Below are 21,274 nucleotides of genomic sequence, written 5' to 3' on the forward strand. Positions count from 1 at the left end.
ATTTAGTGAGGTATAAATATGGCAGATGGAAAAAAGATTTTTATAGTGGAGGATGAGAACCGCATTGCCCGTTTCCTGCAAATGGAGCTGGAGCATGAGGGGTTTGAAACTGAGACGGAATCCAATGGCAGCCGTGCCTATGAGCGCATTATCCAGGGTGACTTTGATCTTGTATTGCTTGATGTGATGCTGCCGGATATGGATGGCCTTACAATCTGCAAGAAAGTGCGTGAGCTTTCAGATGTGCCGATTATTATGCTTACAGCCCGGGATGACGTAAATGACAAGGTCCAGGGCCTTGATATCGGTGCTGATGACTATGTTACCAAGCCTTTTGCAATTCCGGAGCTTTTTGCCCGTATGCGGGTGGCTCTCAGAAAGCGTACTGCCCCTGAGCATTCCGGGGAGACCTCCAATGGTGAGGAGCTGAAGCTGAAAAATCTCACCATGAATATAGCCCGTCATGAGGTTATGGTGGATGATGTGCTGGTGGAGCTGACCAAAAAGGAATTTGACCTTTTGGAATACCTTATCCGCAACAAGCGCAGTGTGCTTACACGTGACCAGATTCTCTCCCAGGTCTGGGGCTATGACTATATGGGTGATACCAACGTGGTAGACGTTTATATCCGCTATTTGCGGGCCAAGCTGGATGATAAATTTAATGAAAAATACATTCATACCATGCGGGGGGTAGGCTATGTCGTCAAAGACTAGTCTCTGGAAAAGAATCATCAACTACCCAAAGCAGTGGGAAATTTCCACCCGTCTTACCCTCATTTATGCCGCGGTTATCACCATTCTTTTGGGCTGTGCCTGTATGGCCTCGGTTATCGGTATGTATTATATAATTTATCATCAGGCCGAAACGGAAATGACCATCAGTGTGGAAATAGCCCTGGATAAAATGAATGATCCGCAATTCATGAGCCAGGCGGAGGAAAAGCCCCATGAGGCCACCGAGGAAGTGCTGCTTCCGGGAGTGGTGCTGAGGGTAGCCGACGAGGATGGCAAAATCGTATATGATACGGATAAGCATTTTGCTTCAGTGGACAGGCTTAGGGAGAATTTTACTGATGACAAAATGTTTTGGGCTTCCGAAAAATACCAGCTGGTACGGCTAAAGCATTTTATGATTTATTATCATGAGGTGCCTATGGACTACAAGGGACATCACTATACCTTGATTTTTAGTCGCGTTATTACTGCTGAACGGCCAATGCTGGCCAAGATGCAGGAGCGTCTCATTTTAGGCGGTGCCATAGGAATCCTGTTTGTTATGCTGATTGTGTACATCGGTATAAAGCGGGCCTTCAGGCCTTTAAGGGATTTTATTGCTACGGCCAAAACCATTGAGGTCAGCGACTTGAGTACCCGTATGGAGGTGCCTCCAAGTCATGACGAGATGACGGAGCTGGCTACCACCTTCAACAGGATGCTGGACCGAATTGAGGAGGGCTTTAAGCTTCAGCAGCGTTTTGTTTCTGATGCCTCCCATGAGCTGCGTACTCCGGTGACGGTAATTAAGGGATATGCAGATATGCTGAGCCGTTGGGGACATTCTGATGCGGCGACTCTTGATGAGGGAATTAATGCCATAAAAACCGAGGCGGAGGACATGCAGGAGCTTATTGAAAAGCTGTTGTTCCTAGCCAGAGCTGACCAGAACCGTCAGATTGTGAACAAGGTTCCGCTGGAGATCAGTGAGTTGGTGGAGGATGTATACAAGAAGCTGAAGCTAACCGCCGTCAATCATACCGTGGAGCTTCTTCGCAACGAGGAAGGCTACATAATGGGTGACAAGGTCATTATGAAGGAGCTTATACGGATTTTCCTAGAAAATGGTATAAAATACACACCTGAGGGTGGTACAATCACCATTGACAGCCATGAGATGCCCCACTATATGTGTCTGGAAATTGCAGATAATGGCATTGGTATTGCTCCTGAGGACAGGGAAAAGATTTTCCAGCGGTTTTATCGTGTGGACAGCTCCCGAACCAAGGCTGCAGGACAGCCAGGGGGAACCGGGCTGGGACTTTCCATTGCCAAGTGGATTGCAGATAATCACGATATTGGTATTTCTCTGGACAGCGAATTAGGGAAGGGTACCAAATTTATTTTGATGATTCCGCTGATTGAGGAAGAAAACTAGTGGTAAATAAAAAGGGCAGATGGCAGTTGATTGGAGCGGTTGAACAGGTCGCGTTAAGAAAACTAATTTTTACATTCCTGCATTAGTGATAAAAATTATTTGTTTGAGCGAAGCGAGTTATAATTTTTATTGCTATTACAATAGTTGTAAAAAATAGTTTTAGAGTCCTGTTCTTGCGACAGACAACTGTTATCTGCCCGTTGCTATTACGCAAATAAAGAGAAGCCCGTTCTGCGGTGTGCAGAGCGGGCTTTGAGTTTTAATATGAATTTGGCAGTGGATTACAGAGTCTTGGAAATCAGAGCCATAAATACCAGATCTCCGGAGGAGGAGGCATTCTCGATGCCGTGGCCTTCCCCGTCAGGGCAGTAAGTGGTGGCGCCTACACCGATGGTCATTTCCTTGCCGTTATCGTTGTAGAGAGCCTCACCCTGAAGAATGTGATAGGTCTCAGCATTGCCATGGTGCTCATGGAAACCGATGGAGCATCCAGGTGGAATGGTAACCTTGGCGAACATGTCGTTGCCACCCAGCTCCTTTTCTCCCAAGAGCTTTTCAATGGTGATGGTACCCTTGCCGCCAGCCTTGTTCTCAGCCTTTACGATGTTGCTTGTTAATGTCTGCATAGTTCTTTCTCTCCTTTATTACACAATATGATAACCATATTATCTCACTTATGGTATATTATAACGTAGTTGTTCAAATTTTTCCTCTATTTAGGGGAAAAATATTCTTTATTGACGTTTCGTCGAGGCATAGGTTTTTCTCGACATAACGTAGTTGTTCAAATTTTTCCTCTATTTAGGGGAAAAATATTCTTTATAAATATCAGGGGAGTGGACTGCTGCGTTGAACATTGAGTACCAGTGCGTTAAGAAACTTTTTATTGCTATACCTTGGTTATAGTGGGAAAAATCATCTGTTTGAGCGACGCGAAGCTAGTCCTTTAGGGCGAAGCGAGTTATGATTTTTACCACTATATAAAAGCAAGAAAAAGTTTTAGTGCTGGGACGGCGTGAAACGTAGCAGTCTACTCCCCGAATAATCATTCGATATTTTGGAGCATTAACCATGATTTATATATTAAAATTTGGTGCCAGCCTTCTCATGCCACCGGGAATTTTTATTCTTATATTCTTGGCGTTGGGAATATGGCTTTGGCGGAAAAACGAGAAAAGGGCTGCTTCCGTAGTCGGGGCGGTAACAATAGTATTTTATCTGCTGTCCACCTTCTGGGTTTCGGGACTTCTTATAGGTTCCTTGGAAAATAAGTATTCTATGCCAGAAAAATTTAATGGTGATTGTATTGTGATGCTTGGGGGCGGTGCCTTGTCCGGAACACCAGCATTAGATGGTGAAGGCACTCTTTCCGGGGCGGCGGCCAGTCGTATGGCCTTGGTGGCCCAGCTGTATAAAAAGACTGGATTTCCCGTTATTGTCAGTGGTGGCCAGGTTTATGATGACAGCGGCAACGAAGCCCATATTGCCACTCGGGAGCTGATGCTTCTGGGGGTTCCGGAGGATAAAATATTTATCGAGGATAAGAGTCTTAATACACGGCAAAACGCCATATACACTTGTGAAATTATCAGAAAACATGGCTGGAACAGGCCAATTTTGGTAACCTCTGCCTTTCACATGGATCGCTCGGTGCTGAATTTTGAAAAAGAGGGAGTGGAGGTTATTCCTGCTCCAGCGGATTTTCGCACAAATCGTCCTCAGAGCTTTAATATGAATAAGCTCCGTCCAAATGCAGATGCCTTGAGCGACAGTGTAATTTATATGCAGGAAAAGCTCAGAAGTGTGGTGACTCAGTATCTGGGTTATTGATAATCATAGAAAGTAAGGTCTTATAATGACAAAAAAATTAACTGAAGGTAGTCCTGCAAAGCTAATATTGTTTTTCACTTTGCCGCTAATTGGCGGAAATATTTTTCAGCAGCTATACAGCTTTGTTGATACCCTGATAGTAGGCCGCTTTTTGGGGGTTGAAGCCCTGGCAGCTGTGGGCTGTACTGGCTGTATCATGTTTCTTACAGTGGGATTTATAATCGGCCTGTCATCGGGACTTTCCATATTTACTGGTCAGCGGTTTGGCGCCAAGGATTATGAGGGAGTTCATCACAGCGCTGCCGCTTGTTTGGTACTGGGCTTGGCGGTTGGCTTTGTTTTGGCGGTAATCGGCTACGTCTTTTCGCAGGATGCCTTGGTATTTATGGATACACCACCAGAAATACTGGAGGGGGCGGTGGATTTTATTTCCATTGTCTGTGCTGGTATTCCGATTACAGTGGTTTTCATGCTGGAGGCAAATCTTATTAGAGCTCTGGGGGACAGCCGTGCTCCAACCTATATTTTGGCCACAGCCCTTATTATTAATATTATTGTGGAGCCTTTGTTTCTGCTGGTTTTTGAGTGGGGTATCCCGGGAGCTGCCTACGGCATCCTGGTGTCCCAGTTCATTGGTGGCGTAATTGTGGTTACCTATATTTGGAAAAGGGTTCCTCATTTGATAATTCGCCGTCGGGACTGGCAGTATCTTAATTGGGACTTTATGAAAAAGCATCTGGTCATTGCCTTGCCAATGGCCTTTCAGACTTCTATTATTGCCGTGGGTACCATTATTGTGCAGATGGCCCTGAATCGCTTGGGACCTGTGGCAGTGGCAGCCTTTGCGGCGGCCCAGAAGGTGGAGATGATAGCCCTGATGCCAATGATGTCCTTTGGTATTGCCATGGCGGCATATACGGCACAGAACTATGGTGCAGGAAAATTTGCCCGTATAAAAAAAGGCGTGAACCAGTGTATACTCATGTCCGGAGCATTCAGTATTCTGGTGGGAGTGTTCATTGTTATCTTTGGGCCAAACTTCATGGAGCTCTTTGTGGGAGCCGAGGAGATTGATGTAATTGAGCTGGGGCATGTCTATCTGGTAACTACTTCTGCGTGCTATATTGTGTTGGCGCTGCTGTTTATTTACCGTAATACTCTGCAGGGGTTGGGACAGAGCTTTGTACCAACCTTTGCGGGAATTATGGAGCTGGTTATGAGGGCCATCGTTGGTCTGTATTTCGTGGATACATTGGGCTTCTGGGGGGCCACTATTGCCAGCCCCGCCGCCTGGTTTGGCTCCTGTATTCCTTTGGCTCTGGCCTACTATTATACCCTTCGCAGGATGAAGAAAAATATTCGAAAACTAAAAAGGGAACAAATAATTTCAAAATAAACAAGGACTTTTGAACTGAATAGAGAAATATGTAAGGTGAAAGACTTATAGGGGGGATTTTCTATGGAGTTAAAATTAAAATCCGGTTTTACCTTTGATTACGGCAATCTTGTGGGTGATGGCAAGGTTACTAAGGAAGATGTTAAGGAACTGGCTGGAAAGATTGATGAAGCCAACAAGGCCATTAAGGTTATGCGTGAAGAGGGCATAATTCGTGGGCATCTGTCCAAGGATGGCACACCGGAGAAGGTTTATTTCTCCCAGCTGCCTTATGTGGAGGAGGGGCATCTCAATTCTCCTGCATCCATTAAGCATCTGAAGGAGCTGACTGCTTCTGTAAAGAATCGTGTTGATGCTGTGGTATCCCTGGGTATTGGCGGTTCCTATCTGGGGGACAAGGTTATTTTTGATGTTCAGTGCGGTGAGTTTTGGAATTCCATGACCACAGAGGAACGTGGTGGTATGCCAAAGATTTACTTCAGCGGCAACAATATTGATCCACGTCGCACCGGGGATTTAATCAAGGAGCTGGAGCGTTCAGCCCGTATTGCCAAGTCCCATCTGAAGCGCAAGCTGGTGGTGGATTTGATGGTTATTTCCAAATCCGGCGGCACTCTGGATACCATGTCCAATTTCATGGTTATCTATGAGGAGCTTAAGAAGAATCCGGATATCGAGGTGGAGGTAATCGCGGTTACCGATCCTAACGAGGAAAAGCCTACTATCCTGAAAAAGCTGGCCATGGACAACAACTGGCCACAGTACAGTGTTCCAGATGGTGTTGGGGGACGCTTCTCCATTTTCTGTGATGTGGGCCTTGTGCTGGCGGCTGTATGCGGCTTTGATATTGAGGCTTTCCTCAATGGTGCCAAGGATATGGATATTGCCTGCCAGAACGAAGATGTATGGCAGAATCCGGCTCTACTTAATGCAGTGCTGAAATATATCGCCTCTGAGAAATATGGCCGCGATATGGAAGTTATGATGCCTTATGGTGATTATCTGAAATCTGTTTCCGAATGGTACATTCAGCTGTTGGCTGAATCCCTTGGCAAGCAGGTGGACAGAAACGGCAAGGACGTGTACTATGGCCGTACCCCTATTGTGGCTGTGGGTACCACTGATATGCACGCTCAGACCCAGCAGCATCAGGAGGGCAAGCTGAACAAGGTGGTTCAGTTTATCAGAGTGGAAAATTGGGATACGGATTTTGTTATTCCGAATTCATTCCCAGAGGTGAAGAAGCTGGCTGATATTTCCGGCGTAAAGATGAGTCAGGCTCTGGAGGTGGCCCGTCAGTCCAATGCAGATGCCTTGGCTTCCAACAACCGCTTCAATGCTCTGTTCTCACTGCCAAAGCTGGATGCCTATCATTTAGGTGAGCTCCTTTATATGCTGGCTTTGACCATTGCTTACGAGGGGGAGCTGGCAGATGTGGATGCCTTCAATCAGCCTGGTGTTGAGGCCTATAAGCGCATTATGGGACCAAGTCTGCAGGCACTGAAGAAGTGATCCGTATTTAATATTATTGCCGTGGGCAGGGAACTGCTGCGTTTCACGTCGGCCCAGCACTAAAACTTTTTATTGCTCTTATATAGTGGCAAAAATCATAACTCGTTTCGTCCTTTCAGGACTCGCTCAAACAAATGATTTTTTCCACTATAATCAAGGTATAGCAATCAAAAGTTTCTTAACGTACTGGTCCTAATTGTTCAACTCATCAGTCCCCGACCATGTAACTTATTTTTAAACTAAATAATTCAGTATTATATGGCAGAAATTCGCAAGCGTGTATCCTTTTGCATGGTTTTTCTGTCAGCATAATATGTCGAAAAGGAGAGGCAAAAATGCAGGGAATGATTCAATCCCTTGCTGAAAAGGCTGGCCGGCATTTATTGCAGTTAATGACATTGCTGAAGGAAAATATGCTGGCGCGGGTGGCTTTATTTACAGTCATCTGCGCCCTTATTTTTCTGGCATTTACGGTAATTGATGGCCTGGGAGATTCCTCTCAGGCCATTACTGCTTTTTCAGAGGGGAATTTAATGGAGGAAAATGAGGTTGTCAAAGGCGGCTTTAAGGAAATAAAGGGCATGAAGGAGGTTCGGGAGTTTAAGGGCCTGAATAATCCATTTGAGGAAGGACAAGGAAGGCAGGGGCGGCGAGATAGATTTAAGAAAAGTGATATAACGAAAGCTGGTAATAGAAATTTCGGCGGGGAAAATTCCTCCAGGGAAAATACGAAGGAAGCCAAGGATAAAAAAGCTCCGAAAGGAACAGCTCCCAGGATAAAAGGTATTGTGGAGGGGAGCAGTGGCCCGGCGGTGTTGCTGGAGTATGGCGGAAGTCAATATATGCTGTCAACGGGAGATGTGGTGGACAATATATTCGTGGAGGCAGTGGGAGAGAACAGTGTTAAGGTGAATGTACAGGGGAGAATAATGTGGGTAGAAAGATAATAATTATAGGGCTGCTCATGGCCTTAATGAATGTATTTTGGGGTACTTATACCATGGGTGAAGCCCTGTCCATGCGGGTGGCTGATGGCAGTGCAGCAGAGCTTATCCGCTTTGCGGCCCGGGAAGGAAATATTAATGTGATTATAGACAGCGGGGCGGACAGCCATGTGAGCGTAAATTTTCAGGATATCTCCCCGCGGGAGGCCATTGATAAAATCGTGCTGGCCAGTGGACTTAGCATCAGTGAGCGGGAAGGTACTTTAATAATTGGCAGGGGAAAAAATATTGTGTCCCAGCTGGGGCAGGTCCATGTGATACCGGTTGCCTATGGAGATTTGGAGGAGCTTAAAAGGGAAGCGGAACTGTATTTTCAAAACAAGTATTTAACGGAACCGAAAAAAGCAGCTAAAAACAAGGAGACCAAGTCTGGAAAAGCATCTGAAAATGCCATCAGCAATGATATCAATAAGGAATCAGGGAAAAGCTCCCAGCGAGTTGATGCGGCTGGAAATAGCAGTAACAGCGGCAGCAATATCAGCAAAAATCCCCGGGTGGAGGTGGACATTAATACCCGTTCTCTGTTGGTATATGGTACTCCGGAAGAAGCCAGGGAAATAAGTCAGCTTTTAAAGAGGGTGGATATTCCGGCACCTCAGGTGGCTTTGGAAGCCAAGGTGGTGGCTATGAAGCGGGAGGATCTGGAGAAACTGGGGGTGACCTGGGAGTGGACTAAAATTCCCCATGATTTTACCTATGATGCCACATTGGATTTATTAATTTCCAAGGGCAAGGCCAAGGTGCTGTCAAGACCAAATATCGTCACCATGCAGGGGCGGGAGGCGGTTATAAATATTGGTGGAGAGGTTCCTGTTCCCGAGGTTTCCATTACAAATACCACCACCACTACCTCCATAAAATACAGGCCAGCTGGTATTCTTTTGCAGTGCCGTCCCTTTGTAAACGAGGATGGCTATATTGATTCCCAGCTGAATATTGAGGTCAGTGCCCCCAGCTATGTAAAGGAAATGAATGCCTACAGCTTTCAAAAGCGCTCAGCCCAGACCAGAGTGAGACTCAAAGACGGGGAAACTCTGGTTATCGGTGGTCTCATTAGCAGGGAGGAGATTAAGCAGCTTCAAAAGATTCCATTTTTGGGAGATATCCCTATTTTGGGAAACCTTTTCAAGGCAAACTCCTCCAAAGTGACGGAGGAGGAACTCACCATCTTCATTAAGGCTACAATTTTGTGAGGCCACTAGAACAAAGGTCTTACAATAAAAGATAGTAAAAAAAGGCTATATGAAAAGCCTTCAACAGATAATTCAAATATGGTATAATGTTGAGGTGATGAGTGACTACACTTTTTGTAGTGAATGAAGTGAGGAATTACAATGGCGATAAGAGTGTTAATTGCTGATGATCATGCTCTTTTGAGACAGGGGCTTAAAAGAGTGTTAAATTTTGAAGATGATATTGAGGTTGTGGGAGAAACAGAGGACGGCCAGGAGACACTGGCTAGGACTTTGGTGTTGCAGCCCGATATTTTATTATTGGATCTCAATATGCCTGGGCTGAATGGCTTGGACGTAGCCAGCCAGCTTCAAGCTGCCAAGTGTAATACCAAGATTATTGCTCTGACTATTCATGATAATGACAATTATGTATTGGAAATGCTGAAGAATGGTGCTTCTGGTTATCTCCTGAAGGATGTGGAGCCGGATATGCTCATTAAGGCCATTCACATCGTCTATGAGGGTGGCGCCTATATTTATCCCGAGCTGGAGGAGCGCATTTTCGGCAGCCTTTGTGTGGAGGACGATATTAACGAGAAGGCCAAGGAGCTGTGGCGCACTGGTCGCGGTGAACGCCTTACCGCCAGAGAGCTGGATGTGCTGTCCTGCATTGCCAAGGGCTTCAGCAACCAGGACATTGCTCAGGCCCTGTTTGTCAGCGAGAAGACAGTTAAGAACCACCTTACCAACATTTTCCGTAAGCTGAATGTTAATGATCGTACTCAGGCCCTTATTTATGTTTTGAAGCATAATATCATGAAACTTGACTAAGGCAACCTATGAGCCATGGCATCGCCTGCTGTGGCTCTTTTAATTTGCCCGTGAGTGGTGTATAATTATAAAGATGAATATGATTCATTTAATTGCTTTTTGAAGAGGATAAAATGTATCCAATCAATTTGAAGCTTGATAACAGAAAATGTGCCGTGGTGGGTGGCGGTAAGGTGGCCTGCAGAAAGATAGGCAGGCTGCTGGAAAATAACGCCCAGATAACGGTTATATCCCCTGAGGCGGACAGTGAAATTCAAGACTGGGCCCGGGAGAATAAAATTACATGGAAACAGGAGACTTACAGTAAGGATTTGCTGGAAGGTTTTTTTTGTGTCTTTTGTGCCACGGATAATGGAGCTGTGAACCGTCAGGCGGCAATGGATGCCAAGGCGGCCGGCATTCTGGTGAATGTGGCCAGTGAGCCGGAGCTTTGCGATTTTACGGTTCCCGGCGTGGTAAATCGGGGAAGGATTCAATTTACCGTGTCTAGTGAGGGGGCCAGTCCCGCCTATACCCGATTGCTCAGACAAGATCTGGAAAAGCGGTATCATCATGGATTTGGGGAAATGGCAGATTTTATTGACAGCATACGTCAGGAGCTTATCCATGGAAAAAATGAGGACAAGGCTGCCACATCACAACAACGACAGAAAATTTGGCGTCAGGCACTGACACCAGAAATAATAGAACTAATTTACAATCAGGATTTGGATAGGGCGGAAAATGAAATCAGGAATGCAATTAATCGCGCTGGGTCTTAACCACAGAACAGCCCCCGTAGAAGTGCGGGAAAAATTCAGCCTGTCCCCGGAGACTATCCGGGAGGGCTTAAAAAAACTATATAAATATGAGCATCTCCACGAGGCCGTGGTCCTTTCCACCTGCAATCGTAGTGAGATATATGCGGTGGTTAGCCGGGGATGCAGCAACGCCTTGGCCAGCTTTTGGGGGGATCTGAACAAAACGGAATGCTCCCAGGAGTTTTTCCATCGCTACACCTATAAATATGAGGATGAGGACTGCATAGAGCATTTGCTGCGGGTTACCGCCAGCCTTGATTCTCTGGTTATTGGTGAGGGACAGATTCTCAGCCAGGTGAAGCATGCTTATGCCATTGCCCAGACTGCAGGGGCCACTGGTACTATTTTGAATCTTATGTTCAATAGGGCCATTGCTGCGGGCAAAAGAGTGCGCACCGAAACCAGAATTGCCTTTAATGCAGTATCTGTCAGCTATGCGGCAGTAGAGCTGGCAAAGGGCACCTTTGGAGATTTTTCCAATAGCAGTGTTCTGCTCTTTGGTGCGGGAAAAATGGCGGAGCTTACAGCCACCCACCTTATGAGCCATGGTCTGAAGAATCTCTATGTGGCCAATCGCCATATTGAAAGGGCAGAGCAGCTGGCGGATAAGTACGGTGGCACAGCTGTGGACCTGAATGATGTGTTTGAACTGTTGGACAAGGTGGATATAATTATCACCTCCACCGGTGCTCCCCATTATGTCATTTACAAGCGGGAAATGGTCCATGTGATGGCGGCCCGTCAGGGGAAGCCACTGATGCTTATAGATATTGCCGTGCCTCGTGATGTGGAGCCCGATGTAGGCTGTCTTGCGGGGGTGAAGCTCTATAACATTGACGACCTGGAGGCTGTAGTAGACGACAATCTCCACGAGCGACAGCGTGAAGCCGTCAGGGCCCAGCGCATAATTCAGGAAGAGGTGGACGCTCTCTTGGAGCGGTTTAACTACCTTTCCATGCAGCCAGTTATGGCTCAGCTTACGGACAAGGCAGAATTTATTCGGGAGCGGGAGCTGAAGAGAGCCATGCGGAAGCTGCCGGAGCTCACAGAGGAAGAATACAAGGTTGTTGATAAAATGACCCACATGATAGTGCGCAAGATGCTTCGGGATCCTATGCGCATGGTTAATAATACAGCAGGCACCTCGCGGGAAAGAGTGCTGAAATTTGCCATCCGCAAGCTGTTTAAGCTGCAGGAGGAATCCATAGATGAGTGACAATAAAAAAGAAAAAATCGTAATCGGCACCCGCAGCAGCCAGTTGGCCCTGTGGCAGGCGGATTACATTGCAGACAGACTGAGAAAACAGTATCCGGGTCTGGTGGTGGAAAGGGTGCTTATGACCACCAAGGGGGATAAAATTCTTGATGCCCCATTGGCTAAAATCGGTGGTAAGGGACTTTTTACCAAAGAACTGGAAACGGCCATGCTTAATGGTGATATTGATATAGCAGTACATAGTCTGAAGGATATGCCCGTGGAGGTGCCTGAGGGACTGAAAATAACTGCAGTTACCCAGCGTGAGGACCCGGGAGATGTACTGGTAAGTCCTAAATATAAGCTGTTCAGCGAGCTGCCTAAGGGGGCCAAAATCGGTACCTCCAGCCTCAGAAGAAAGGCCCAGCTCCTAAGTGCAAGGCCGGACCTTACCATTTGTGATTTACGGGGAAATGTGAATACCCGTCTGAAAAAGCTGGAGGAGGAAAACTTCGATGGCATCATTCTGGCAGCGGCTGGGCTGAAGCGTCTGGGCTTTGGCAGCCGAATTACCGATGTGCTGGACAAGAAGGTTTGTCTCCCAGCAGTGGGCCAGGGGGCCTTGGCTGTGGAGTCAAGGGCTGATGACAAAGAAGTCAATGAACTGGTGGCTTTCCTTAACGATGATGACACACTGACCTGCACCAAGGCCGAGCGGTCCTTCTTAAACCGAGTTCAAGGTGGCTGTCAGGTTCCTGTGGGCGTATATGGCACCATGGATGATGGTGTCCTCAATGTGGAGGGGGTTATAGCCTCTCTTGACGGCAGCAAGGTCTACAGAGACCACATCATGGGCCAGCCAACAGATGCAGAAGCTTTGGGACAGCAGCTGGCAGACCGACTTCTGGAAGCCGGCGGCCGAACAGTTCTTGCAGAGTTAGGTATAGAGCTGTAATAAAGATAAAAGAAGCGGTGAAACTTTTTCGGCTTCATGCGAAAAATTTCCCCCGCTTTATTAAGTGATAATTATAGTACATGAAGTGGCAAATGACAGTTGACTAGCGCGGTTGAACAGGTCGCGTTAAGAAAATATTTTTTACATACCTGCATTAGTGATAAAAATTATTTGTTTGAGCGTAGCGAGTTATAATTTTTATCGCTATTCCAATAATAGTAAAAAATATTTTTAGTGACCTGTTCTTGCGATAGGCAACTGTTATCTGCCAATATTAAGGAGATAACATAAGGAGAACAATATGGCAGGAAAAGTATTTCTCGTTGGCGCCGGTCCCGGAGACTATCGCCTCTTAACCATAAAGGCAGTGGATTGCCTTAAAATAGCCGATACCGTTGTATATGACCGCCTGGCAGACCCACGCATCCTTCAGTATGCCCCAAAGGATGCAGAATACATCTATGTGGGCAAGGCCTCCAGCCAGCACACCATGACCCAGGACAAAATATGTCAGCTTCTGGTGGATTTGGCCAAGGAGGGCAAGACAGTAGTACGTCTTAAGGGCGGCGACCCATTTGTCTTTGGCCGTGGTGGCGAAGAAGCCCTGCTTCTGAAGGAAAACAATCTGCCCTTTGAAGTGGTACCAGGGGTTACATCAGCCATTTCTGTACCGGCCTATGCGGGCATCCCTGTTACCCATCGGGGCGTAGCAGCATCCTTTTCCGTAATCACCGGCCACGAGGACCCTACCAAGGAAACCTCTGACATTAACTGGCCACAGCTGGCCAAGGCCACTGACACTCTCGTATTCCTCATGGGTGTGGCCAACCTGCCTAAGATTACTTCAAAGCTCATTGAAAACGGCAGACCAGCATCTACACCTATTGCCATTATCCGTTGGGGTACCAAGCTGAAGCAGCAGGTGTGGACCAGCACCCTGGATGATGCGACGGATATGGCTAAGCGTGAAGCCATTAAGCCACCATGCATTTTCCTTGTGGGTGATGTGGTAAATCTGCGGAAGGATTTGGCGTGGTTTGACAATGTGGCAATGAAGCCACTCTTTGGCAAGAAGATTCTGGTGACCCGTTCCCGGTCTCAGGCTTCCAAGCTAACCTTCCAGCTGGAGGAGTTAGGGGCAGAGTGCATGGAGGCCCCTGCTATTTCCATTAAGGCCCCATCAGATGATTACAAGGCTTTGGACAAGGCTATTGAGAGCCTTGATAAATATAACTGGCTTATTCTCACCTCTGCCAATGGTGTAGAGCACTTCTGGCAGCGTCTTGATAAGGCTGGTAAGGATGCCAGAGCACTGGCGAGTGCCAAAATTTGTGCTATAGGCTCTGCCACAGCAGATGCATTGAAGGCCCATGGTCTGGTGGCTGATGTAGTACCAGATCGCTATCAGGCGGAGGGAATTATTGATGCCCTTAAGGGCGAGATTAAAGAGGGCACAAAGGTACTCATTCCTAGAGCTGCAGAGGCAAGGGAAATCCTTCCAGAGGCCCTTAGAAAAGTCGGGGCGGAGGTGGATGTGGTTCCAGCCTATGAGACGGTTATGGGAGACGGAGATGCTGAGGAAATCAAGAAGGAACTGTCCGCAGGCAATATTGATGCCGTAACCTTCACCAGCTCTTCTACTGTAACCAACTTCCTCAAGCTGCTTGAGGGAGATACGGCTCTTCTTAACAAGGTGAAGCTGGGAGCCATCGGTCCGATTACCGCCGAAACCATGAAGAAAAATGGCCTTACTGTAAGTGTTGAGGCCAAGGAATATACTATTGACGGCCTTGTGGAGGCCCTGAAGGAGGCATTTTGATGATTGAGCAGAAGCTGCGCCCTCGTCGTATGCGTATCAGTGAAAATGTTCGTGCCATGGTTAGAGAGACTAACCTCTCTGCCAAGGATTTTGTTTACCCAATGTTTGTTATCCCAGGGGAAAACAAAAAGGAAGAAATTTCCAGTATGCCAGGATGCTACCGCTATACTGTGGATTTGGCAGTGAAGCTGGCCAAGGAGATTTATGAGCTGGGTATTCCTTCCGTGGAGGTATTCGGACTTCCAGAATACAAGGACGAAATTGGCTCCAGTGCCTGGGATATGAATTCCCCGGTTCAGCGGGCCATTAAGGCTATCAAGGAAGCAGTGCCAGAGCTGGTTATTATCGGCGATGTATGCCTTTGCCAGTACACCAGCCATGGTCATTGCGGTCAGCTTTGTGGCCATTATGTGGATAATGATGCTACATTGAAGCTCCTCCAAAAGGTGGCTGTAAGCCAGGCCCAGGCCGGCGCAGATATTATCGCCCCATCAGATATGATGGATGGTCGCGTGGCAGCCATTCGTGAAGCACTGGACGAAAATGGTTTTATCAACGTATCCATCATGTCCTATGCAGTAAAATATGCTTCTGGTTATTACGGCCCATTCCGTGATGCAGCGGATTCTGCACCACAGTTTGGCGATCGTCGTGCTTATCAGATGGACCCTGCCAACAGCCGTGAGGCCATGAAGGAAGTAGAGCTGGATCTGGCTGAGGGTGCTGATATTATTATGGTGAAGCCTGCTCTTGCCTACATGGATATTATTTCCAAGGTTCGTGACCGCATTAATTTGCCAGTGGCCTGCTACAATGTAAGTGGCGAATATGCCATGGTGAAGGCAGCTGCCGCCAATGGCTGGATTGACGAAAAGCGCATTGTGCTGGAAACCCTTACCAGCATGAAACGGGCCGGTGCCGATATTATTATTACCTATCATGCAATTGACGCCGCCAAGTGGCTTATGGAGAGGTAAAACATGAGACAAGTAAGGGTGATGATGTGTTGAACAATTAGTCACGGTACGTTAAGAAACTTTTTAGTGCTATACCTTGATTATAGTGGGAAAAATCATTATGTTTGAGCGGAGCGAGTTATGATTTTTGCCGCTATATAAGAGCAATCAAAAGTTTTAGTGCCGGGACGTCGTGAAACACAGCATTATCCTTACTGTACTGAAAGCAATTATATTTAACAGGAAAGGATTATAATATGCTTAATTTAGAGAAATCTGCCGCAGCCTTTGAAGAAGCGAAGACCTTAATGCCCGGCGGTGTAAACAGCCCTGTCCGTTCCTATAGAAATGTGGACTGCAACCCTCCCTTTATCGAGAGAGCTGAGGGCTCCCATATTTACGATATTGACGGCAATGAATATATAGATTATGTGGGCTCATGGGGCCCAATGGTGGTAGGCCATGCTCATCCTCAGGTGGTAAAGGCCTTGCAGGAGGCAGCCACCCGTGGCACCAGCTACGGAGCTCCTACCCTTATTGAAAGTGAGCTGGCCAAGCTGGTAATGGAGGTATATCCTTCCATTGAGGTTATTCGCATGGTTAACTCCGGCACCGAGGCCACTATGAGTGCATTGCGTCTGGCCCGTGGATTCACCGGACGCAACAAAATTTTGAAGTTTATCGGCTGCTATCACGGCCATAGTGACAGCCTTTTGGTTAAGGCTGGTTCTGGTTTGGCTACCTTTGGCGTTCCAGATAGCCCTGGTGTTACTCCTGGTACTGCCAACGACACCATTACCATTCCATATAACGATTTTGAAGCCTTTACTGAGGTTATGAAAAAGAGTGGGAATGAGATTGCAGCGGTTATTGTGGAGCCAGTGGCTGGCAATATGGGCTTGGTACTGCCAAAGCCAGGATATCTTGACCTTCTGAGAAAGCTCACCAAGGAAACTGGATCGTTGCTGATTTTCGATGAAGTAATGTGCGGCTTCAGAGCATCCCTGGGCGGCGCCCAAAAGGCCTATGCCGTTACCCCTGATCTTACTTGTCTTGGCAAGATTATTGGCGGTGGTCTTCCAGTAGCAGCCTATGGCGGTCGCCGTGATATTATGAATCATATAGCTCCGGCTGGTCCTGTATATCAGGCGGGTACCCTTTCCGGAAACCCATTGGCCATGACAGCTGGCTTGGAAACACTTAAGATAATCACTGAGGAGCCAGAGCCGGGAGAACCAGATTACAGCCGTGTTCTCACCATCAAGACCAAGAAACTGGTACTGGGCATTGCTCAGAAGGCAAAAGAAGCCGGTGTAACACTTCAGGTTCAGCAGGCGGGCTCCATGTTTGGTTTCTTCTTTAACGACAAGGAAGTAGTGGATTACGAAACCTCAGCTGCTTCCAATCAGGAGGCCTTCAAGGTGTGGTTCAAGGCCATGCTGGAGCAGGGCATCTATCTGGCCCCATCCCAGTTTGAAACCCTGTTCATGTCCGGTGCCCACACCGATGAAGACATCGATAAAACCATCGAAGCTGCAGGAGTAGCCCTTAAAAAGGTTGCAGAGTTTCTAAAATAATCATTCCGATAGTGACATTGCTTTCAGCAAGCAATTGCCCCTATCGAAAAGCTATAATCCAATTTTATTCATATTTTAATCAGATTTAAATGTTACCATTGTATAAGAGAGGCAGGGGGATACTGTGTTGAACATTTTTAGGAGTGGGGGAATTTTTTCGCCTGCAAGACTGGAGTCCACCCGCCGGAGGCTCATCATGGGCACGAAATAATTGAATGCCTCGATGTATGTGCGACTGTGTCGCCATCGAAGAAGTCAATAAAACTCAGTGCATGATGATTTGGACGGAGGGATGAAGCCGAAAAAGTTTCACCGCTTTATTTTAGTTGTGAAACACAGTATTATCCTGCCGTTCTTGAAAGCAATCATAATATACATTTACCACTGAATGTAGGAGGATTTTGAAATGCTTAAGAAATTATTCAGTATCTTTTTAAGCGGTGTGTTCCTGGTATCTTCTCTGGGCACGGCAGCAGCAGAGGTTCCAAACACCGCCAACGGCAAGCTGGGAGCTGTGGAAACCATTACCTACGGTCAGGAGCAGACCGGTGCCATCGTAGAACGAATTAAAAAGCTGGAAAAGGATTACGAGTGCAGCAACACCAGCGGTGGTATGATGAACCGCATCAATAACCTGTACGACACCACCTTTGATAATTCTTCCAGTCCATCCCTTATTACCCAGCTCAACGCTTTGGAGTGGACCATTTCCCACAAGGTAAGTGCAGACCCTATCCAGAAGCGCATCAGCGATATGGAGCTGCAGATTAATGGCAAGAATTCTGATGCTTCCATCAAGAAGCGTATCGAAGGACTGGCAACCTTTGCCTTTGGCAGCACCACTATTCCGTTAAGTCAAGTGAATGTACCAGCCAACACCTTGGTAAAGATTTCTCTGGTAACTCCAATTAATGCTAAGGAATTGAAAAAGGGTGACATTATTAAGTTCAAGGCAGCCGAGGATGTTATCGAAAATGATATGCTTCTTATAACTGCCGGTGCCTTGGGTGAAGGTGTAGTTACCGATGTTTCCCAGGCTCAAAACTTTGGCCGTGATGCCAAGATAAACATTGATTTTAAGGACATGGAGGCTGTTGACGGCACTAAGATTGACATGACCTTGGGCGAGGAAGCCAAGGAAAACATGGAACAGATGGGCATGGCAGCCGGTGCCAGCCTGGCCGGCATGATCATTCTTGGACCTATCGGTATCATTGGTGGTGCCTTTGTAAAGGGTAAGAATATAAATCTCCCTGAAGGCACTGAGATGTATCTTCAGACCGAAAAGGATTGTTCAATATACGCTATTCCAACCACCAGCGCCGAGCAGTTCTGATTTAGTATTGAAAAGCTAAAATATTCATAGAGCCTCTTCCGATAAATTATTATTATCGGAAGGGGCTTTCTTGTGTTATATGGTTAAATGGAGTATCATATAGTAGAGTATGTATGCAATTAAGGGCAACTGTGCCCATTTATAGATAGGGGATACATTTGATGAAGAGAAATACCAAGGCATTGTTGTGTGCCGGATTGATGGCTGTTAGCTTGGTTTTGCCTCAAGTAGCAGACGCATCCAAATATAATGCCAGTACTGATACAAATGCGGATGTACTGGATTATCTGGAAAACAATAAACGCTCCGCCAGAGAAAATGCCATTACCGATGAGCAGAAACAACTAGTGCATGATGCTTTTGAAATGCGAAAAAATCTACGGGACCCATTGGATCCTACCAAGAATGTTCCGGTGGCAATGGAAGGTGACGAGCTTTTTTATGATCAGCGTAATGGTGATTTTTATGCCATAGGACAAGTTAATATTACCTTCTTGGATGCCCAGCGTTTTCAGACTGAAGAGGTCAACGGTAATATACAAAATACTGAGGTTAATGTGCCTGGTAAGGGACACATGGTTCAGATGACTCCGGGACAGGCCAAAATTGTTATGGATGGCTATAAAATCCAGTATAACTATGGTAAAAAGATCGGCAGTATGGAAGATGCCAGTGGCAAGATTGACCATGAGTACATTAAGGGCAAGCGCATCGAGATGTATCCTGATAAAATCATTGTTTATGATGGCACCATGACCAAGTGTTCCGCCATAAATCCTGATTATCATACATCTGCCTCTAAGATTGAGGTTTATCCCGGGGACAAGATGATATGTTATGATTTGAAATTCTGGCTGGGACATGTGCCAGTTTATTCCACCAAGAAGCGGACCTTTAGATTGGATCAAGAGGATGACCAGACTGACTTGCCTAAGGTGGGTTATACAAATGATGATGGCTGGTGGATTAGCAAGGACTTCCGTTATAATTTAGCTAAACGGCTATATATTGATTCGGAGGTTAAGTACACAGGTAAGCATGGCTTCCGCAGTCATGCAGATTTGGTTTATGCCACCAGACTGGGAACCTTTAAAGTTTTGTATGGTTATTTTGAAAGCTCTAACAATAAGTGGGTAAAGAAGGAACCTTCATTTACCTATGAAAAATCAATACCATTAGGTGATTTACCATTAAGCTTAGGCCTCAATTATGAACGTGGTCGTTGGAATCAAAACAATATTCACAGTATGCATACTTACTATGGAATCTCCTTAAGTCACAATACTATTAATTTGGGTGGTAACCATCGACTTGATTTGAGTACCAGTTACTCCATAACCAATGAGTCTACTAATAGATCCAGTGTCAGAGGTTTCGGCTATACGGCTCTTTTGAGACGTGATGTGGATGACCGTTGGTCATACTACGCAAGGTGGAGTTATTCCCAGGCAAACACCAAGAATTCCCTTTTCGATTATGATTTGGACAGCTATTCTCGTAAGTTCGCTACTGGCTTTAGCTATAAGTTTAGCGACCATGACAGGGTTTTAGTAGGAAGCGCATTTGATGTGAATGATAGATCCCTGGCAGACATGGACCTTTACTGGTTCCATGAATTCCACTGTCTGCAACTTATTTCCCGCTATCGTGTAAAGAGACATCAGGTAAACTTTACTCTGCAGTTTAATCCATGGTAATTAAGGAGCCAATGATGGAAAAGGCTAAATTAATAAATGTAATAGAAAAAATCCAGGGCTCCGAGGTTCTGATAATCGGTGATATGATTGCTGATATTTACCTCGATGGTACTATTTCCCGCATTTCCAGAGAGGCTCCAGTATTGGTATTGGAGCAGGCTTCAGAAAAGGTGGTGGCCGGAGGTGCCGCTAATGTGGTAAATAACGCTGCAACCCTTGGGGGCAAGGTCCACGCTGCAGGATTATTAGGAGATGACAACGGAGCCAAGGGCCTTACGGAAATACTTGAAGGACGTGGGGTGGATGTGGCTGGTTTTATAAAAGATGTCACAAGAGACACTATCTCTAAAACAAGGGTCATTGCCGGGGGGAGGACTACTGTTAGCCAGCAAATTGTGCGCATTGACAAGGAGTCCAAGGAACCCATGTCCTCAGAACATGAGGCTGAGCTGTCTCAGTATTTGGCTGAGGTTCTGCCGAAGGTTAAGGGGGTAGTTCTCAGCGATTATGGTAGTGGCACTATTACGGAAAAGCTAAAAAATCAGATTTTCGATTATTGTCACCAGAATGATATTCCCACAATTGTGGATTCCCGCTATGATATTCTCCGCTTTAAAACTGTGGACTATATTAAGCAGAATGATGCGGAGTTAGCTGCAGCTGTTGGCAGGACCCTAAATAATGAGGAAGAGCTTATGGAAGCTGGCAAAGAGCTTCTGCAAAAAATGGAAGCTAGGGGAGTTCTTATTACTCGCGGTGAACAGGGCATGACTCTGTTCATGGTTGATGGTAGTGTAGAAAATATCCCAGTTTCCGATAAGAGCGAGGTTTTTGATGTTTCTGGTGCTGGTGATACCTGTGTAGCTACAGTTATATTGGCCTTGGCAGCAGGCGTGGAGCCATTGACGGCAGCAACCTTGTCAAATATAGCTTCCGGGATTGCCGTAAGAAAAATGGGTACTTCCACCGTAAGTGCCAAAGAGCTTAGAGATTATATTACTAAACATATGTAAGGGGTATTCCCCTGCTTTAAGGT

At 46.3% G+C, this 21,274-nt stretch carries 18 protein-coding genes; 17 read left to right on the plus strand and 1 reads right to left on the minus strand.

All coding sequences use genetic code 11. The features are described 5' to 3' along the window. Positions 1–18 precede the first annotated feature (18 nt). Both T355_RS0105090 and T355_RS0105095 read left to right on the plus strand, forming a co-directional pair. Complete coding sequence (locus T355_RS0105090; protein ID WP_027396807.1) at positions 19–717, plus strand: response regulator transcription factor; 699 nt, start codon at positions 19–21, stop codon at positions 715–717. After that, positions 701–2,155 (plus strand): sensor histidine kinase, encoded by a 1,455-nt coding sequence (locus tag T355_RS0105095; RefSeq protein ID WP_051555385.1) that lies wholly within the window; start codon positions 701–703, stop codon positions 2,153–2,155. Before T355_RS0105090 ends, T355_RS0105095 begins: the two co-directional genes overlap by 17 nt. Positions 2,156–2,436: 281 nt before the next feature. On the opposite strand, the gene T355_RS0105100 is transcribed toward T355_RS0105095, so the two are convergent. Then, entirely contained in the window at positions 2,437–2,781 is a 345-nt protein-coding gene (locus T355_RS0105100; RefSeq protein ID WP_027396809.1) for a cupin domain-containing protein, read from the minus strand. A gap of 445 nt (positions 2,782–3,226) precedes the next feature. Between T355_RS0105100 and T355_RS0105105 the strand changes: the two genes are divergently transcribed. The 15 genes from T355_RS0105105 to T355_RS0105175 all read left to right on the plus strand — a co-directional run bounded on the left by T355_RS0105105 (position 3,227) and on the right by T355_RS0105175 (position 21,251). Continuing rightward, positions 3,227–3,985: a YdcF family protein gene (locus T355_RS0105105; protein ID WP_027396810.1), complete on the plus strand. Its 759-nt coding sequence runs from the start codon at positions 3,227–3,229 to the stop codon at positions 3,983–3,985. A 25-nt stretch (positions 3,986–4,010) separates the two neighbouring features. Next, positions 4,011–5,381 (plus strand): MATE family efflux transporter, encoded by a 1,371-nt coding sequence (locus T355_RS0105110; RefSeq protein ID WP_027396811.1) that lies wholly within the window; start codon positions 4,011–4,013, stop codon positions 5,379–5,381. A 63-nt stretch (positions 5,382–5,444) separates the two neighbouring features. Next, complete coding sequence (locus T355_RS0105115; RefSeq protein ID WP_027396812.1) at positions 5,445–6,893, plus strand: glucose-6-phosphate isomerase; 1,449 nt, start codon at positions 5,445–5,447, stop codon at positions 6,891–6,893. A gap of 335 nt (positions 6,894–7,228) precedes the next feature. Next, entirely contained in the window at positions 7,229–7,840 is a 612-nt protein-coding gene (locus T355_RS0105120; RefSeq protein WP_027396813.1) for a hypothetical protein, read from the plus strand. After that, complete coding sequence (locus tag T355_RS14680; protein WP_051555386.1) at positions 7,825–9,090, plus strand: type II secretion system protein GspD; 1,266 nt, start codon at positions 7,825–7,827, stop codon at positions 9,088–9,090. Before T355_RS0105120 ends, T355_RS14680 begins: the two co-directional genes overlap by 16 nt. A 141-nt stretch (positions 9,091–9,231) precedes the next feature. Beyond that, on the plus strand, positions 9,232–9,903 hold the full coding sequence (locus tag T355_RS0105130) for a response regulator (RefSeq protein ID WP_027396814.1): 672 nt from the start codon (positions 9,232–9,234) through the stop codon (positions 9,901–9,903). Between the two features lie 113 nt (positions 9,904–10,016). Continuing rightward, complete coding sequence (locus T355_RS0105135) at positions 10,017–10,664, plus strand: precorrin-2 dehydrogenase/sirohydrochlorin ferrochelatase family protein (protein WP_027396815.1); 648 nt, start codon at positions 10,017–10,019, stop codon at positions 10,662–10,664. Continuing rightward, the gene (gene hemA / locus T355_RS0105140) at positions 10,627–11,919 is read left to right on the plus strand and encodes a glutamyl-tRNA reductase (protein WP_231482984.1); all 1,293 of its coding nucleotides are present in this window, start codon (positions 10,627–10,629) and stop codon (positions 11,917–11,919) included. Before T355_RS0105135 ends, hemA begins: the two co-directional genes overlap by 38 nt. After that, on the plus strand, positions 11,912–12,853 hold the full coding sequence (hemC, locus tag T355_RS0105145; RefSeq protein WP_027396817.1) for a hydroxymethylbilane synthase: 942 nt from the start codon (positions 11,912–11,914) through the stop codon (positions 12,851–12,853). Before hemA ends, hemC begins: the two co-directional genes overlap by 8 nt. Positions 12,854–13,154: 301 nt before the next feature. After that, complete coding sequence (gene cobA / locus T355_RS0105150) at positions 13,155–14,672, plus strand: uroporphyrinogen-III C-methyltransferase (protein ID WP_027396818.1); 1,518 nt, start codon at positions 13,155–13,157, stop codon at positions 14,670–14,672. After that, positions 14,672–15,649 carry a porphobilinogen synthase gene (gene hemB / locus T355_RS0105155; RefSeq protein WP_027396819.1) on the plus strand — a complete coding sequence of 326 codons (978 nt, stop codon included), beginning with the start codon at positions 14,672–14,674 and terminating at the stop codon, positions 15,647–15,649. Before cobA ends, hemB begins: the two co-directional genes overlap by 1 nt. Before the next feature lie 236 nt (positions 15,650–15,885). Further along, the gene (hemL, locus tag T355_RS0105160; RefSeq protein WP_027396820.1) at positions 15,886–17,205 is read left to right on the plus strand and encodes a glutamate-1-semialdehyde 2,1-aminomutase; all 1,320 of its coding nucleotides are present in this window, start codon (positions 15,886–15,888) and stop codon (positions 17,203–17,205) included. Positions 17,206–17,611: 406 nt separating this feature from the next. Further along, positions 17,612–18,541, plus strand: a complete 930-nt coding sequence (locus T355_RS0105165; RefSeq protein WP_027396821.1) for a hypothetical protein — start codon at positions 17,612–17,614, stop codon at positions 18,539–18,541. A gap of 161 nt (positions 18,542–18,702) precedes the next feature. Further along, positions 18,703–20,238: a hypothetical protein gene (locus tag T355_RS0105170; protein ID WP_027396822.1), complete on the plus strand. Its 1,536-nt coding sequence runs from the start codon at positions 18,703–18,705 to the stop codon at positions 20,236–20,238. After that, complete coding sequence (locus tag T355_RS0105175) at positions 20,232–21,251, plus strand: bifunctional heptose 7-phosphate kinase/heptose 1-phosphate adenyltransferase (protein WP_231482985.1); 1,020 nt, start codon at positions 20,232–20,234, stop codon at positions 21,249–21,251. Before T355_RS0105170 ends, T355_RS0105175 begins: the two co-directional genes overlap by 7 nt. Positions 21,252–21,274: the final 23 nt, after the last annotated feature.

It is taken from the genome of Anaerovibrio lipolyticus LB2005 (assembly GCF_000621545.1).
Lineage (GTDB): Bacteria > Bacillota > Negativicutes > Selenomonadales > Selenomonadaceae > Anaerovibrio > Anaerovibrio lipolyticus_A.